The sequence below is a fragment of the Aeromonas sp. TECH754 genome (assembly GCF_056279295.1).
This window is the reverse complement of sequence record NZ_JBWBRA010000001.1, coordinates 1,016,042-1,032,312: the sequence shown is the minus strand read 5'-3', so window position 1 is coordinate 1,032,312 and position 16,271 is coordinate 1,016,042. Positions and strand designations below refer to the sequence as shown.

General features: G+C 56.8%; 9 protein-coding genes and 3 pseudogenes. 6 read left to right on the top strand and 6 right to left on the bottom strand.

The genetic code is table 11. The features are described from left to right. Nucleotides 1–56: 56 nt before the first annotated feature. From ACZ9IL_RS04490 to ACZ9IL_RS04480, 3 genes are all read right to left on the bottom strand, one after another. A complete protein-coding gene (locus ACZ9IL_RS04490) occupies nt 57–1,868 on the bottom strand; it encodes a sigma 54-interacting transcriptional regulator (protein ID WP_476002419.1) in 1,812 nt (603 codons plus the stop codon). A gap of 241 nt (nt 1,869–2,109) precedes the next feature. Continuing rightward, nucleotides 2,110–3,150, bottom strand: coding sequence for an alpha/beta hydrolase (locus tag ACZ9IL_RS04485; RefSeq protein ID WP_476002418.1), 1,041 nt, complete (start codon nt 3,148–3,150; stop codon nt 2,110–2,112). Between the two features lie 68 nt (nt 3,151–3,218). Next, nucleotides 3,219–5,375, bottom strand: coding sequence for a TonB-dependent siderophore receptor (locus ACZ9IL_RS04480; RefSeq protein WP_247626467.1), 2,157 nt, complete (start codon nt 5,373–5,375; stop codon nt 3,219–3,221). A gap of 202 nt (nt 5,376–5,577) precedes the next feature. On the opposite strand from ACZ9IL_RS04480, the gene ACZ9IL_RS04475 reads away from it, so the two are divergent. From ACZ9IL_RS04475 to ACZ9IL_RS04450, 6 genes and pseudogenes are all read left to right on the top strand, one after another. Then, complete coding sequence (locus ACZ9IL_RS04475; RefSeq protein WP_476002417.1) at nt 5,578–6,429, top strand: helix-turn-helix transcriptional regulator; 852 nt, start codon at nt 5,578–5,580, stop codon at nt 6,427–6,429. A gap of 289 nt (nt 6,430–6,718) precedes the next feature. Then, the gene (locus ACZ9IL_RS04470) at nt 6,719–7,927 is read left to right on the top strand and encodes a tyrosine-type recombinase/integrase (RefSeq protein ID WP_476002416.1); all 1,209 of its coding nucleotides are present in this window, start codon (nt 6,719–6,721) and stop codon (nt 7,925–7,927) included. Nucleotides 7,928–8,081: 154 nt separating this feature from the next. Further along, nucleotides 8,082–8,330: pseudogene (locus ACZ9IL_RS04465) on the top strand (transposase); the annotation flags it as partial. 67 nt (nt 8,331–8,397) lie between these two features. Continuing rightward, nucleotides 8,398–9,549 (top strand): IS30 family transposase, encoded by a 1,152-nt coding sequence (locus tag ACZ9IL_RS04460; protein WP_476001825.1) that lies wholly within the window; start codon nt 8,398–8,400, stop codon nt 9,547–9,549. 9 nt (nt 9,550–9,558) lie between these two features. Beyond that, nucleotides 9,559–10,458: pseudogene (locus ACZ9IL_RS04455) on the top strand (IS3 family transposase); the annotation flags it as partial. A 10-nt stretch (nt 10,459–10,468) separates the two neighbouring features. Then, a pseudogene (locus ACZ9IL_RS04450) lies at nt 10,469–10,597 on the top strand (IS1595 family transposase); the annotation flags it as partial. Between the two features lie 292 nt (nt 10,598–10,889). Here ACZ9IL_RS04450 and ACZ9IL_RS04445 read toward each other — a convergent pair. The 3 genes from ACZ9IL_RS04445 to ACZ9IL_RS04435 all read right to left on the bottom strand — a co-directional run bounded on the left by ACZ9IL_RS04445 (nt 10,890) and on the right by ACZ9IL_RS04435 (nt 16,231). Beyond that, on the bottom strand, nt 10,890–11,429 hold the full coding sequence (locus ACZ9IL_RS04445; RefSeq protein ID WP_476002415.1) for a diguanylate cyclase domain-containing protein: 540 nt from the start codon (nt 11,427–11,429) through the stop codon (nt 10,890–10,892). Next, nucleotides 11,430–11,840 carry a PAS domain S-box protein gene (locus ACZ9IL_RS04440; protein WP_476002414.1) on the bottom strand — a complete coding sequence of 137 codons (411 nt, stop codon included), beginning with the start codon at nt 11,838–11,840 and terminating at the stop codon, nt 11,430–11,432. Nucleotides 11,841–11,962: 122 nt separating this feature from the next. Beyond that, on the bottom strand, nt 11,963–16,231 hold the full coding sequence (locus tag ACZ9IL_RS04435; protein ID WP_476002413.1) for a transporter substrate-binding domain-containing protein: 4,269 nt from the start codon (nt 16,229–16,231) through the stop codon (nt 11,963–11,965). Nucleotides 16,232–16,271: the final 40 nt, after the last annotated feature.

Below are 16,271 nucleotides of genomic sequence, written 5' to 3'. Positions count from 1 at the left end.
TCCCTTCGCAAGAAGAGTCGCCAGCCGCAGCAGACCCGCCCTCTGGCGGGTCCGTGTCAGAGCTGCGCGGCGATATCGTACTTCTTTATCTTGCGATAGAGGGTGGCAATCCCGATCCCCAGCGCCTGTGCGGCCAGCTTCTTGTTGCCAAGGCGCAGCAGCGTCTCCTCAATCATCTGCTTCTCCATGCTCTCGAGCCCCAGCTCGGCCACCGGCGGCTCAATGGGTTTCGCCGCCAGAGGCGCTGCTGGCTCCGGCGCCATGACAGCCGCGCCTTGCCCCTCGCCGGGCATGCCGCGCCACTGATTGCGCAGAATGCTGGGGGGCAGCAGGCTGCTCTCGATCACCTCCCCCGCCTGGATCACGTTGACCAGGTACTCGATGAGGTTGCTGAGTTCGCGCACGTTGCCAGGCCAGCGGTATCCCTCGAGCAGCGCCATCACCTCCGGCGTCAGTCCAGGGTAGACGAGGCCGATGCGGCTGGTGTGCAGGTTCAGGAAATAGTGGGTCAGGAGCGCCACGTCCCCGATCCGCTCGCGCAGCGGCGGCAGGTTGAGCGGGATCACGTTGAGGCGATAGAAGAGATCTTCGCGAAACTTGCCCTCGGCGATGTACTGCTCCAGATGCTGGTGAGTGGCGGCGATGATGCGAATGTCTACCGGCACCGGCCGGCTGGCACCTATGGGGGTCACCTCCCGCAACTCCAGCACCCGCAGCAACTTGGCCTGCATGGTGAGCGGCATGTCCCCTATCTCGTCGAGAAACAGAGTGCCCTTGTGCGCCGCCTGAACCAGCCCCTGCTTGCCACCGCTGGAGGCGCCGGTGAAGGCCCCCTTCACATAACCGAACAGCTCGCTCTCCAGCAGTTGCTCCGGGATGGCGGCACAGTTGATGGCGATAAAGGGTTTGTCGCGGCGCGGGCTGAGCCGGTGCACGGCACGTGCCACCACCTCCTTGCCGGTGCCGCTCTCGCCACAGATCAGCACGCTGGAGGGGCTCAGGGCGATGCGATGGAGCAACTTCTTGAGCGTGCGCATGGGCTGGCTTTCACCGATCAGCTGCATCAGCCCCTCCTCGGACTCCGGCGGCTGGCTCGGAACCCCGTGGGACTGATGGAACGCCATCAGAAACAGCTGCTGCCCCTGCACATGGTGCAGCTGGCCGATGATGATCTCCTGGCGATCCGCCAGGGTGATGATGTGCTGCATGTGCCCCGTCAGCCCCTGCTGGCCAAAGGTGAGCGGGCGCAGACCTATCTCGCGGCCCAGCAACTGCTCCTTGGGGCAGTGGAGCTGTTTGAGAGCCACCTCGTTGGCATAGCGCACCTGGCTCTGCTCATCGAGCAGCAGACAGCCTTGATCCATGTTGGCCATCAGATCCAAGAACACCTTGTTGACCCCCTCAGACAGGCCGCGGGAGTCGAGCAACTTGGTCACGAAGAGCCGGGAGATGTGCTGCACATAGTCGCACACCTCCTGCAGATTGTGGTTGAGTCGGGCCTGCTGCACGGTGTTGAAGGCCACCAGGCTGATGACCCCGATGCAGCGATCCTCCACCATGATGGGCACACCGAGAAAGGCGCGCTCCCGACAGTTATCCCTGCCGCCACACCCCTCGCAGACCGGATCCTCACTGGTGTGGGTGACTATCTTTTCGCGCTGGTGCTCGATCACATGGCGCAACAGGCGGGAGTCTCCCTCCAGCTGGCGACCGAAGAACTGGCCATAGGGGCCCGTTCCTGCCACCCGCACCATGTTGGCATCGACGATTTCGACTTCCAGTTGCAGCACGCTGGCCAGCATCTTGGCGAAGCGCAAGATGGTGGGCTGGATCTGCATCAACAGGCATTCATTACTGACGGGCATCATGTCTCTATCCCTTGCCTCGGCCCCTCTTTAGGGATAGCCAGATGTTATGCTAATAGACTCTGGACAACTCAGGTCAAGATCACGAAAAGAGAATCACAACAGTATCTTGTGCTAAGCCCGAGCTGCCTGTACTTGGATCAGGCACCTCCATCCCGCCGAAGCGAACCGTGAGGCATGTGAACCCGCCCCTCACGGCTGCAACCGGCTTATCGCGGTTGCAGCCAGGGCTCGGCTCCCGAGCTTATTTTCCGTAATAGTGCTTGATCAGGGCATCTGCCTCGGCCGGGGAGATCTGCTTCTGGGGCCAGCGAGTCGCCTTGTCCCTGATATCCTTCAGATTCTCCTGCTCCGGCTTGAGCTCGCTGCCAAGTTGCCGGTTCAGGACATCGTAGCGGGCGATGACCCCCTGCCGGTTGAAGACCCCCGGGGTCAAGTCCAGCCGGTAGCCCCGAAACAACCACTGCAACCCCTGATAGACCGCCAGGTGGTAGACGCTGTGGTGATCTTCCTCCTCATAGTAGCGATGGGTGACGTGCAGGTGCTGGCCGGGTCGGGCCATCACGCTCCGGGCAAACTGGCGCAGGTGATTCCGGTGAAACTCGGAGCGCCCGAAGCCTGGCGTGTAGGGGTTGTTGACCACCGCGATAAACAGCGAGGCCGGGTGCTTGAGTGACCGGGTCAGGGCCCGCTCGATGCGCTGGTAGTTGGCCGGATAGTCAAACCAGAGGCTGGCATCCACCGAGAGGTAGCCCTGAAACTCGCCTTTGTCTTTTGCCACCGTGTCCAGAGTCAGCAAGCCCCCGAGTGAGTGGCCCACCAGCAGGGCCGGTGAGGCGGTGCGATAGCGACTCTCGATGAGGGGGCACAGCTCCTTGGTCAGGTACCGCATGAAGGCAGGGCCGCCCCCGGTCTTGGCATAGCCGGCCCCCGCCGGCGCCCCGTTGGGCAGCGCCATGGTGTGGCTCGGGGTGTAGTCCCGCATCCGATCGGTGTTGTGCACCGCCACTATGATGAGGGACGGGATCGCCGGATTGAGCCCGGCCCGCAGCGCCTGGGTGATGCCAGCCACCTCCAGCAGGAACTTCTCCCCGTCCAGGAGATAGAGCACCAGGAAGCGCTGGTCCGGCTTTTGTACATAGTCATCCGGCAGATAGACGCTGTATTGCCGGGTTTCGTCGAGCAGGGCCGAGTGATGGCTGAAACCCTCGGCGTAATGGCGCATGTCGGCCTGGGCAGACGAGAGAGTGATCATGGTGAGCAGTATCGCGATGAGTCTTGTCATAGGGTGAATCGGACGAAGTGGGTTCGGATAGGTGACAACAGGGCCACCGGGCCCTGTTTTCCCTTGGGTTACAGCTTGTAGCTGAAGCCCGCCATCAGGTTGGCCGGTTCGCCATACATGTTGAAGGTGGTGGTGGAGCCGACGCGATAGAAGTACTCGCGATCCAGGATGTTGTAGAGGTTCAGGGTCGCCTGCATCCTGTCGTTGATCTCATAGCGCACTGCCGCATCAAACAGGGCATAGCCCCCCTGATGAGTCGAGATCCCCTTCTGGTTGAAGGAGTAGTCGCTGACCGCCGTCATCCCGCCCCCCAGATGCAGCCCCTGTACCCAGTCCGCCAGGTGGTAGTCGGTCCAGAGGGAGAGGGTGTGGCGCGGAATAGCATCGAATTTCGGATTGTGATCGCCGGATTTCTCCTCGATGTCGGTGAAGGTATAGCCGGTCATGACCATCCAGTGCTGGCTCAGGTAGCCGGTCGCCTCCAGCTCCACCCCCTGGGTCTCCACCTTGCCGGTGGCCCAGTAGGTGTTGGTGATGGCGATACCCTGATCGTCATAGGCCTGGGCCGCGATGTTGGCGTCCTTCATCAGGAAGGCGGTCGCCCGGGTATTGAGCAGGCCGTCCAGCAGGGAGGACTTGATGCCGGTTTCCCACTGGCTACCCTCCCGCGGCGTGAGCATCTCCCCCTTTTCATCCTGACTGGTCTGCGGCTTGAACACCTTGGAGTAGCTGGCATAGAGCGCATGCTCCCCGGTCAGGTCATAGACGGCCCCGGCATAGGGGGTAAATTTCCCCTTGAAGTCACCGGACTGGCTGCTCTGCGCCCCCGAGCTCAGGGTGGTGTTGACGACCTCGGTGTCATACCAGGAGACCCGGGCCCCGGTGATCACCGCCAGCGGCTCCAGCAGCCGCCAGGTCACCTTGCCATAGAGGCCCAGCTCGGACTGCTCTTCGTGGTCGTTCTTGGTGTACTGGTAGTTTGGCTTGGCGACCCCGGTCGGATCGAAGTCGAACACGTTGATCTTGCCGATGTTGCGGTTGGTGTAGGTCTGGATGTCGGACTCGTAGCGCTTGTAGTCAGAGCCCAGCACGAACTCGCTCTTGTGCCCAAGCAGGCCGAACAACTGGCTGTAGTTGGCATCGAACGCCATGTTTTTCTGCTGGTTCGCCTGGGCATTGAACATCAGCCCCGTGTTCCCTGCGGCATCCACTGGGCCATTGGTGTAGGTCTGCTCCAGGCGCATGTCGTGGTCCATGTAGCGGGCCGAGAACTGCGCCACGCCTCCGTTGGCGAAGGCATGCTGGAGGGCGGCCCCCACATCCGTGGTGCTTGCATCGAAGAAATCTTCATCCGAGCCCAGATAGGTGCTGCGGCCGATGTCGAGCATGGTGCCATCGCGGTAGGCCGGCAGGCCATTGGTGGGCAGTATGTCCTTGGTCTGGTGCAGGGCATAGACAGACAGCAGGGTGCGATCCGACAGGTCGAACTCCAGGGTACCGTAATAGGTGCCGTTGTCGTTGTTGTTGTAGTCGACCTGGTTCTTGATGTCGGCGTTGGCCACCACCAGGCGACCGAGCACCGAGCCCTCCTCGTTGAGTGCCCCGCCCAGGTCCGCCTCCAGATAGTGTCTGTCCCAGCTGCCATAGCGCGCCGTGACCGAGCCCTTGAACTCGTCGGTCGGACGCTTGAGCACCATGTTGATGACGCCCCCCAGCTCGCTGGTGCTGTTGAACAGGCCGGAGGGGCCGCGCATGATCTCTACCCTGTCCACGGCCGCCAGAGACGGCAGGGTGCCGAACTTGCTCTGCATAGGCGATGGCAGGCCGTTGAGGTTCACCTCATCGTATTCGTAGCCGCGGGAGAAGATGGAGGAGCGGCCGCTGTCGTTGACCATGGTGCGCAGGCCCGGCGTGTACTTGGCCAAGTCGTCCACCGCGACGAAGTTGCGCTCCTCTATGTAGTCGTTGGTCAGCACAGTGATCGACTGGGGAATGTCTTTCAGGGCCGCCGGGGTCTTGGTCCCGACGGTGGCCGAGTCGACGCCGTAGCCCCCCGTCTCCTCCGACGGCGCCATCCCGTAGAGCGGGTTGCCATAGACAACCAGGGTTTCATCCGGCTCGATGTTCGCCGTTTGTGCCCGGACCGGGGAAACGACAGTGACAGCCAGGGCGGCAGAGACGGCCAGAGCCAGCGGGCTCGGCGCTTTATCCTTGAAGACAACCATAGAAAGAGTGACCCCCAAACAGAGATGATAATCATTTTCATTTAATTTTGCGGGGGCTAATATAGCATTCGAGTATCCGCAGTAGTTTTGCGGGTTGGTCATTTAATACTTCGAAATGGTCAAAGTGAGCATGACTGACACTGTGGTAAGAGATACCCGCGTTCGCAAACGGGGTTTGTTCACAGGAAGAGTAGAGAACCTGATGATTCAGGACGGCATCCTCTTTCACAACAAGGACATCGTCCACAAGGCCGACTTTGCCACCGAGCGGGAGCTGCCGCCGCAGCTCATCATCGCCATCCCCCTCGAGAGCAAGGCGCTGATGACCTATGGGGCCACCCATCAGCTGCGAGGCTGCCGTTTTCACACGTCCGATCCCATCGTCGCCACCGCCATCTTCTATGCCAGACCCGACATGGTGCAGGGCGCCGCCAAGGCCCAGGTGCGCAGTCGCAGCATAGTCCTGTCGCTCAGTCCCGCCTGGCTTGAGCGCAAGATGACGGGCCCCCAGCGCGAGCGGTTCGAGCGGGTATTCAGCCATCACCTGAGTCGCGTCGACTGGTCGCTGCCCCCGCATCTGGGGCAGATTGCGGAGGCGCTGAACCTCACCAGCAGCCAGAATGCCCCCGAGATGCTGATGCGGGAGGCGTTTGCCCTCACCGTCTGGGAGAGCCTGATGGTCAACCTTCAGCAGATCGCCTTCGTCTCCAGCCAGCGGCACAACGAACAGCCGACTCGCCTGAAGATGTTGCTGATGGATGAGAAGGTGGACGAGATGACCCTCGCCGACATTGCCGATGCGCTCGGCATGAGCGTCTCCACCCTGCAGCGGGCGGCCAAGAAGGAGCTGGGCATCAGCCTGCAGCGCTACTTGCGCGAGCGAAAGTTGCAGGAGGTAAAGGTGAGGCTGGAGGAGCGCAGCATGTCGCTGCAGGACGCCGCCGAGCATGCGGGCTACAACCACGCAGCCAACTTCATCACGGCATTTCGAAAGCTGTTTGGCTTCTCGCCAAGGCAGATCATCAGACAGGGCGCGGCAAGCGCAGAGGTGTGACGGGCGGCGAGCCCGGTAGCGACCCAATCCCCTTTCCCACCTAGTCCGGCGGTACATCAGAGATTACAGATACAAAAAAGCCCATCTCAATCGATGAGATGGGCCGTATAGATGGCGGAGGAGGTGCCCGCCGCAATTAAGTCCAACCCACTCCACATCAATCAAGAAAGCCCTTTACTATCATCATATTAGAAACAAACTCTGTCCAATCCATCCCAATCACATATTACCACTGCGCATGCTTGGTGGCATACTGTGTGGCATACTCAATTCTCAAGGAGGTTACCTGATGGCAATCCTCACCGATACCAAAGCTCGTAGCATCAAGCCGGAAGATAAACCCCTTGCTCACGGTGGCGTCACAGGGTTGACGCTACATTCCTCAACCGTCAAAGGAAGAGGTAAGTGGGTATTCCGCTATGTCAGCCCAGCGACAAAGAAACGACGTAACGCTGGCCTCGGGACTTACCCCGAGATCTCAATAGCTGACGCAGCTCGAGACGCACAGACAATGCGGGAGCAGTTGGCGAATAATCGGGATCCGCTAGAGATCCGACTGCAGGAGCAGAACAAGCCGAAGATCCCGACATTGGAAGCATCCGCCAGACTCATCTATGAAAGCTTGTTACCTGGTTGGAAGAACCCAAAACACGGCAAGCAATGGATCACCACATTGGAACAATATGCCTTTCCTACCATTGGCCCTGTCTCTATTGATGCCATCACCCCAACTCATATCGCTTCCGTTTTGCAACCGATATGGCTGACAATCCCGGAAACAGCAAGCCGTGTTAAGCAGCGCCTACACGCAGTGATGGCTTGGGCATGGGCCCATGGCTATACCTCTGCAAACCCAGTGGATGTGGTAAGCCACCTATTACCGACTCAACCCAGCAAATCTGTGCGAGTAGAGCATCAGCCTGCTATGCCCTGGCGTGATATCCCTGCATTTGTGCAAAAACACCTGAGAACAGCGCAACAGTACGATGTAACCCGTTCGATGCTCGAGCTCTTGATCCTGACTGCATGCCGTTCAGGTGAGGTCCGAGCAATGAAATGGTCTGAGGTAGATCTGGAGGCAAGGGTCTGGACCCTGCCAGCCGAGCGTATGAAGGCCAAGCAACAACATCGTGTTCCGTTATCTCTTCGTGCCGTCGAGATCCTGCTGGGGTTAAGGGGATTACATGACGAGTTGGTATTTCCTTCTCCCAGAGACCAGGTACCGCTCTCAGACACAGTGCTGACGATGTTTCTGAGAAGAGCCAAAGCTGCAAGCTGTACTCCTGGCCGAATGGCAACAGCTCATGGTTTTCGTTCCAGCTTTCGGGACTGGTGCAGCGAGCAGGGCTATGCCAGAGATCTTGCTGAACGAGCGCTCGCCCACCTTATACAGAACAAGGTAGAAGCTGCGTACCACCGCACTGACTTGCTGGATCAACGTCGACCTATGATGGATGCTTGGGCGAAATTTGTCGGAAGTGGATTAGCTGGGATATAAGAAAGCGGCCCAGTTGGGCCGCAGTCTTCTTCGTTTTCATTTTTTGTCTTGTCTGTTGGGTTGGTGTACTACGGATCAGGCTCTACCTGAGTGAATCGCCCCTACTTTCCTAGACACCCCAAGAGCCTCAAACTGAGGTCATTCAGGAGGTGTTATGAGCAAGCAGCAACGTTACACGGAAGAATTCAAACTGGCCGCCGTCAAGCAGGTGACTGAGCGCCATTACCCAGTGGTAGAGGTCGCTGAGCGACTTGGTGTTTCCAGCCACAGTCTCTACGTCTGGATCAAACGCTACAGCCAGCCCGACGTGCAGCAACAGCACGACGCCAGCCAGCAAGCCGAAATTCGGCGCCTCAAGGCTGAACTGCGCCGCGTCACCGATGAGCGAGATATCTTAAAAAAGGCCGCTGTAGATTCAATTGATCAACGCAACAACCATGTGAAAGCATGCCGTTGCGGAGGATTGTTGAATGAAGCGAACATTTACAGCAAAGGAAAAAGCGTTTGTTTTTGATCTGTGGAAGCGGGGAACAGGCTTCAGCGAGATAGCGAGAATCTTGGATTCAAAGCCCGGCACCATTTTCACCATGTTGAGGGACACGGGAGGCATCAAACCGAGCGAGCGCCGTCGAGCAGTAGCTCACCTGACGTTATCTGAGCGTGAGGAGATTCGAGCCGGTCTATCGGCACGAATGAGTATTCGTGCCATAGCACGCTCCCTTAACCGCTCTCCTTCAACAATATCTCGGGAAGTTCAACGTAATCGTGGTAGACGCGGCTACAAAGCTGTTGATGCCAATAATCGCGCTAATCGAATGGCCAAAAGACCCAAGGTATGCCTTCTGGAGCGGAATCCGCAACTGCGAAATCTGGTGCTGGAAAAACTCGAGTTAAAATGGTCTCCGGAGCAGATCTCTGGGTGGCTCAGAAGAACGTTCCCCCGCCAGAACATGATGCAGATATCCGCCGAGACGATTTATAAAACGCTGTATTTTCGCAATCGGAGTGCGCTGCACCACCTGCTTGTCAAACATCTGCGCCGTTCTCATAGCCTGCGCCATGGAAAACGCCATATACGCAAGGGAGAAAGAGGCACCATCAATATCGTGAATGGCATATCAATCCACGAGCGCTCCAAGCACATCGATAACCGACGATCATTCGGTCACTGGGAGGGGGATTTGGTGTCCGGCACTAATAACTCTCACATAGCCACACTTGTAGATAGGAAATCGCGCTATACCGTTATTCTCAAGCTAAATGGAAAGGATGCAGGGTCTGTAAATCAAGCGCTTATAGATAAATTCCAGGCACTGCCACCCACGCTCAGGCTGTCCCTGACGTGGGATCGCGGCATGGAACTGGCCAAGCATCTGGAGCTTACTGCCAGTACAGGAGTAAAAGTTTACTTCTGTGATCCTCAAAGTCCCTGGCAACGGGGCACGAACGAGAACACCAATGGTCTGATACGACAGTTTTTCCCCAAAAAGACATGCCTTGCCCAATATTCCCAGCAGGAGCTGGATAAGGTTGCAGCCCAACTAAACAGCAGACCGAGGAAGACCCTGAAATTTAAAACACCAAAAGAAGTTATTGAAAAGGGTGTTGCGTTGACAAGTTGAATCTACAGCCGCGTACTTTGCCAAGCTGTCAGGGTAAGGTACGCCTTCATCCGGGAGCACGCGTCCACACATCCCATCCGCCGACTGTGTCGGATGATGAATGTCCACCCGAGCGGTTATTACGCCTGGCAGCACCAGCCTTTATCTGCCCGAGCACTTGAAGACCAACGCCTTCTGGGCCAGATCAAGCAATGTTGGCTAGAAAGCGGCGGCGTCTATGGTTATCGCAAGATCCGGGACGACCTGCGAGAGATTGGCGAGACCTGTGGGAAACACCGGGTGGCGCGATTAATGCGTCATGAAGGTTTACGTTCACAAACCGGTTATCGTCGCCGTCCCGGTCATTATGGTGGCCGGCCAACGGTGGTTGCACCGAATCATCTTGAACGCCAGTTCGATGTAACTGAGCCAAATAAGGTCTGGGTAACGGACATCACTTATATTCGAACCCATGAAGGCTGGCTCTATCTGGCCGCGGTATTGGATTTGTTTTCACGACAAGTCATTGGTTGGTCAATGGGACCACGGATCGACCGAGAGTTGGCCATCAGCGCGTTACTGATGGCGGTGTGGCGACGGCAACCCGAACAGGAAGTGCTGGTTCATTCTGACCAAGGGAGCCAGTTTAGCAGCTATGACTGGCAGGATTTTTTGCGGGATCACCGGCTCAAGGCCAGCATGAGCAGACGTGGCAATTGTCATGATAACGCGGTGGCGGAGAGTTTTTTCCAGCTCCTCAAACGCGAGCGGATCCGACGTAAAACCTATACGGATCGCGAGGAGGCCCGGCAGGATGTGTTCGATTACATTGAGATGTTTTACAACCCCAAGCGTCGGCACAGTTTCAACAATGGGTTATCGCCAGTAGAGTGTGAGAAGCAATATTTCGAACGGCTCAAAAGTGTCTAGAGAAGCCGGGGCGATTCAGTGCAGTGATGGGGCGGGAGTGTATACGAGCTTTGCCCGTAGCCAGGGATTGAGTCATCAGGTGCTGCATAACCGGGCGGGACAGCGGGTGATAGGCGGTGCTTACCATATCCAACATGTGAAACCCATACCGGCGGCACGCGGATCGACGCAGGCATCCTAGGCTGTGTTCCTAAAGTGGTTGAAAAACGTCCTCCCTATCATATGGGACTCGATCCTTCCAGAAAGACCGCATTCATTCACTTCAAAACTGCCTAAACAGGCCTCTTTAGAGGACCTGTTCATGGTTGAAAATTGAGGCGATTGAAATTTGAACACTTTGAGAACACAGCCTAGTGCTGAGCGGGGCAGGCACCTTGGGTTGATCGGAATGCCAAAATTTGAATCGCGACTCAATCACTTGCATCGTGAAATCAAATTGAGTTCTTCCCCGTTTCTTCAACCTGATATATGGCTGAATCCGCCCACTCAATGAAGTCATGAGGATCTCTTTCGTCAGCATTGAATACTGCAACACCGATATTGGCGGTGCAATGGTGCTCAATCACCATATCAGGTTGACTATCATGTTCAACATCCAATTTGTATGGAGTAGACATGACAGCTTGCAGTTTTATTGCTATGAGACCAGCCTGATAAGTTGCCTCTGTTTTATCTGTGCTTAACCATCGAGCCAGTACCACAAATTCAACACCGCTGAAGCGAGCTACTGTATCTATTTCTCGTACACTATTTTTTAGTCGGTTGGAAACCTCAATCAGAAATAAGTCGCCTGTAGATTCCCCATACTCATCACTGAGCGATTTGACGTTATCAAAATTAATAAATAGCAAGGCTGCGTGGCGGGTGTTACGCTTATTTTCTGCAATAACTTGATTTAGTCGCTCAGTAAGAAGATTGCGGTTGGGGAGTCGTGTCAACGTATCGTAGAACGTGACACTGCAGTTTTTCACTTATGCATGTATCTGCTCTGTGATAGCTTCAAGTATCGCCAATATTATGTTACTTCCATCAACTTCAGTAAGAATGATACCACTTATCCTGACGGGATAACGCCTTCCATTTTTGCGAATGTATTCTTTGTTAATTGGTCCAAAACGGCCAGTTCGATGGAGCTCTTCAATCTGCGAAATTAACTGAGGTTTATCTTCCTTTGGTATAAGGTCCCAATAACTAATATTTAAAAATTCCTTTCGCGTGTATCCACTTGATATTAAAACGGAGTTGTTTGCCTCAAGAAATTTCCCGTTAACATAATTCACCATGGCCATGCCAATAGGTGAATGTTCGAAAAAAAATTGAAACCTCTCCAATGCATGTGGAATCTTCAATATGTTGCTGCCTGAAATATCAATTTCATTCATCTCGAACCGGCCTTAAATGACAGTTAAAAATACTAGCACACTGGAGAAAGGGAACTCTGCCCAGTTTATGCGATTTGAACAATCACCCCCTAATTCTCCGCCACCATCAGACGTGTTGGGTGTTACTCATCAAGCCAGCATCCAATTTCGTGTGAAATAGAATCCATCAATGTTTGTACCTTCTGACTCAATGCGATGCTCCTGTCCAACCGGTTTAGACGGGCCTCCACCTCCAATTGAGCTGCCTCTGTGGCCAGAGCAGATTGCCCGACCATGCGGGCAGCCCCAGTAATACGATGTGCGATCCCCACCAGAGCTTGGGTATCCTGTCGTGACAGCACCTGTATCATCGCCTCGCCATCTTTGCGATTAGAATCCAGATATGCCCGTGCCATATCGCGCGCTAACGCTTCCGTTCCAAACAGGGATAACCAGATCGAAGCTTGTTCTTTGGCCACTTTCTGGACGGTGGTTTCAGTTTCGCTCGTCAGCTCGGAGACTGGTAACCAGCGTACCAACGTCTGACGCAGCCTCTCCAGACTGTAGGGTTTAAACAATATGTCGTTCATGCCAGCCTCCTGCATCAACTTGCTGGCCTCCTCCGAGGTATCGGCTGTCACCCCGATGATGGGAGCGTGCATCCCTGATGCTCGTAGGGTACGTGTCAAGCTGTAGCCATCCATCACTGGCATGTGGCAGTCCGTTAGCAGGAGATCGAACGGTTGGCGCTGCCAGGCATGCAGTGCCTGTTCACCGTCGTTAACCAGCTCAACCTGGATGCCGAGGATGGCGAGCTGACGAGCCAGTAGCGCACGGTTGATGGGGTGATCGTCTGCCACCAGTACATGCCCCGTCAACAGGGGGGGAGGTGTGAACCCAGTCACGTTTTGGCGGCTGGTATTCATCAGTTGCAGGCAGGTTTCTAACAAGAGGTCTGGATAGAGGAGGGATGAACCCAGCCGCCACCACGACAAGGGTGTCAAGACACTCCTTAGCGCTTCCTTAGGAGACAACACAATGCCCTTGAGCGGCATGTTTTGCAAATGCGCCAGCCAATTATCCCCCAGTATGCTTTGAAGACTATGCTCATTGGCCAGCAGATAGCCCTCCACTCCACCTCTCAGCTGTTCGCGACTCAAGGGGTGCACTGATACCCCCATGTGCACCATCAGTTCCCGTGCCTCATCGTGTTCCGTGAGCAGCCACCATTTGCTCCCGGCCAGCGGTGGGACTTCCCGCACGGGGGCTTCCAGCGGTAAGGTAAAGGTAATGCGGGTACCCTGTCCCAGTTGGCTGGAGAGCGCCAGCGTCCCTCCCATGAAACTGAGCAGTTGGTGACAGATGGCGAGCCCGAGCCCAGAGCCACCATAGCGTCGGGCGATGTCGGATTCGCCCTGCTCAAAGGGGGTAAACATCTTAGCCTGCTTCTCTTTGGCGATACCGATGCCGGTGTCGGTCACCACCACACGTAAGGACACTCCCTGCATGTCCACCTCGAGACGGATCTCGCCCTGCTCGGTAAACTTGACCGCATTACTCAGCAAGTTGGTCAGTACTTGCCCCACCCGAACTGCATCTATCTCAGTCTGTTCTGGTACGGCCGCCGACCAGTGGAGCGATACCGTCAATCCCTTGGCATAAGCCTTGGCCACATAGCCACGGATCACATCACACAATACTGTCTGCAACCGGCACGGACGAATTTCCAGGTGCATCTGACCCGTCTCTATCTTGGAGAAGTCCAAGATATCATTGACTAAGTAGAGCAGGCTGTTGGCCGAGGTTGCTATGTTGCGAAGCATGTAGCGCTGGTCCTCATCGAGGGTGCTCATCTGCAGCAGCTCCAGCATGCCGTGCATGCCAGAGATGGGGGTTCGCAGCTCATGGCTCATTGTGGCGAGGAAGCGGCTGCGCGCCTGGGTGGCCTCTTCCGCGACTCGCCTGGCTTGACGCAGCTCCTGTTCCTGGAGCTTCAACTTGGTGATATCCTGCACCACCCCGTTCAACACCACCCCTTCGAACTCCGCATGGTGCACGAAGTGCCCCCGGATCTGCAGATAGCCCGATTGCCCCTGGCGCAGGATCTCCACCTCCATATCCAGCGGCTCCATGGCCCTAGCATTGTGCTCGACGGTAGCCACGAACTCCTGATGAGCCTGCCCCGTCAAGCCCAGGATGGCGGCACCGGTCACCCTCTCACCGACGGGATCTCTGTCATAACCCACCATCTCCTTCAGCCCTTGCGAGGTGTAGAGGAAGCGCCCGTTGCTCGGCCCTAGCCAGTGGTATTGATAGACCAACCCCGGCATGCTGTCGGTGATCTGGGTGAGGCGGGTCTGCGCCTCCTGGGCTGCGAACCGCGCTCGCTCCAGCTCGGTCACATCGGTCAGTACGGTAAGGATCCCGAGCCGCTTGCCATCCGACCCCACAAAAAGCTGCTTGGTGTAGAGCATCTGGTGCAGGCTGCCGTCATCGTGCTGGCGCTCACCGCTGCCATGCAGCTCCTCCCCGCTCTCCCACACCCTAGTATCCTCCTCCATGATCCTGGCCCGGATCGCCTCCGGCAACCGGTCTTTGAGCAATTGCTCGTAAGACCCTATCAGATTTTTCCCATTCAGGAATATCCGCCGGTACGCCCGGTTGGTCATCGCGACCTCATAGTGCTCGTTGGTCAGCACCACCGGGTTTGGCAGAGCATCGAGCATCAGCTGGACGAACGCCAGCTGCTCCTCTAGTCGCCGCTCCGCCTCCCGTCGCTGGCTGACCTGACGGCGCAGCGTCCGGTTCCACCCGAGAAACAGTAGGAGGCTGAGCAGGAGAAGTCCGCCACCGAGGGAAGACCAGAGCAACACCTCCTGCGGATCTAGCCCCGTCTGTACGGTCAGGGAGAGCCATTTCTTTTCCAGGACGGTCAGGTCCTCCGGAGGGATGGTGAGCAGCACCTTGGTCAAAATTTGTTGCAGCATGGGATCCTGCAGCTGGGTCGCCATGGCGATGGGCACCCGCAGCTTGCTGCCGGAGAAAACCACCTGGTAACGATCGCTGAATCCCCTCTGCAGTGACTGCTCCAGGGTGGTCATGCTCATCAGCACATAATCGACCTGCTGCCGATCTAGCAGCGGTAGCAGTTCGTGATCGCTTGCGACCGCCACGGGCTCGGCTCCCACTTTGGTCAGCAGCATTTTTTCCACCGAGCCCCCCACCATGCCAACCCTATGCCCTTTCAAATCCTTAGGACTGGTCAATTCCGCCATCCCCTGCCTAGCTACAATTACCCGGTTAAGAGAGGCATAGTTGGGGGTGAAACTGGCAAACTTCTGGCGTTCAGCAGTCGGCGTCATGGCCGGGATGACATCCAGTTTGTGCGCCTGGAACAGCGCCAGACTCTGAGCCCAGCTTTCAGTCGGTACGAGGGTAAACCGAAGCCCGGCACGCTGACTCATCATCTGCAGCAGCTCGGCAATGAATCCCTTGAGCCGTCCTCGCTCGTCTATCTCGCTCATCCCGGGCCAGTTTGGGGCGACCCCGTATCGGATCACCGAGTGCGCCTGTAACCACGCCTGCTCCTGTGGGCTGAAAACAATCTCCTTGATCCCTTTCACTAGGGCGTAATCGAGGATACCCCCCGCCTCGAGAATACGACGCCGTTCCAGCGTAGAGATGTCGTCAAGGGCTTGCTCCAGCAGCCCCAGTAGGGGGAGTTGCTCCGGAGCGACCGCCATGGCGAGCGAGGTATCTCTCATCCAGTCCACCGTGACCAGCGTCATGCCAGACATGGATTGCAGGCGATTCAGCATGGGTTGTTCGGACAGATAGGCATCCGCTTGCCCATTCTTGAGCATGAAGATCGCCTCGTCTCGGCTGTCCACCGTAACCAGGTTCGAGATGCCAAGGCGCTGCAGCTCGTCGCAAGCGCTGACGCCGAAGACGCAGACCCAGCGCACACCGTAGGCTTCCTCCAGGGAGAGGTTCTCCCGCCCTCCTGTCAGCAGGATGGCGCGAGGCAGTGCCATCAGCTCGGAGGTAAATTGCATCTTCAGTTTGCGGGTCGGGCTCGGCGCCACGCCGATCAGTATGTCGACCTCGTCGTCCAGCAAGGCCTGATGGAGACCCGCATTGTTGGCATAGGCCCGGTAGCGCACCCCCAGTCCCAGTCGGCCTGCAATTTGGGAGGCGAATTCATTCAGAGGGCCGGTGAAGTTGCCACGGCCATCGGTATAGACATAAGGGGGCCAGGCCGTCGCTGGCATGCCGATCACCAGCTCATAGTGGGTCGCGAGCCAGTGCTGCCCTGCTGGCGTGAAGGCGCTTCTGTCCAACTGAGGCGAGACGGCAGTCACCACTAGGCTCCAGCAACTTAGCCAACACAACAGAATGAGACGGTAGAACATTGTTATATCCTGAATAAGCGGGACGATGGCACGTCAATAT

Coding starts and splice junctions, on each gene's coding strand:
- ACZ9IL_RS04460 (WP_476001825.1), top strand. CDS start 8,398: ATGAAGCGAACATTTACAGCAAAGGAAAAAGCGTTTGTTTTTGATCTG.
- ACZ9IL_RS04490 (WP_476002419.1), bottom strand. CDS start 1,868: ATGATGCCCGTCAGTAATGAATGCCTGTTGATGCAGATCCAGCCCACC.
- ACZ9IL_RS04440 (WP_476002414.1), bottom strand. CDS start 11,840: ATGAATGAAATTGATATTTCAGGCAGCAACATATTGAAGATTCCACAT.
- ACZ9IL_RS04470 (WP_476002416.1), top strand. CDS start 6,719: ATGGCAATCCTCACCGATACCAAAGCTCGTAGCATCAAGCCGGAAGAT.
- ACZ9IL_RS04485 (WP_476002418.1), bottom strand. CDS start 3,150: ATGACAAGACTCATCGCGATACTGCTCACCATGATCACTCTCTCGTCT.
- ACZ9IL_RS04475 (WP_476002417.1), top strand. CDS start 5,578: ATGATTCAGGACGGCATCCTCTTTCACAACAAGGACATCGTCCACAAG.
- ACZ9IL_RS04435 (WP_476002413.1), bottom strand. CDS start 16,231: ATGTTCTACCGTCTCATTCTGTTGTGTTGGCTAAGTTGCTGGAGCCTA.
- ACZ9IL_RS04480 (WP_247626467.1), bottom strand. CDS start 5,375: ATGGTTGTCTTCAAGGATAAAGCGCCGAGCCCGCTGGCTCTGGCCGTC.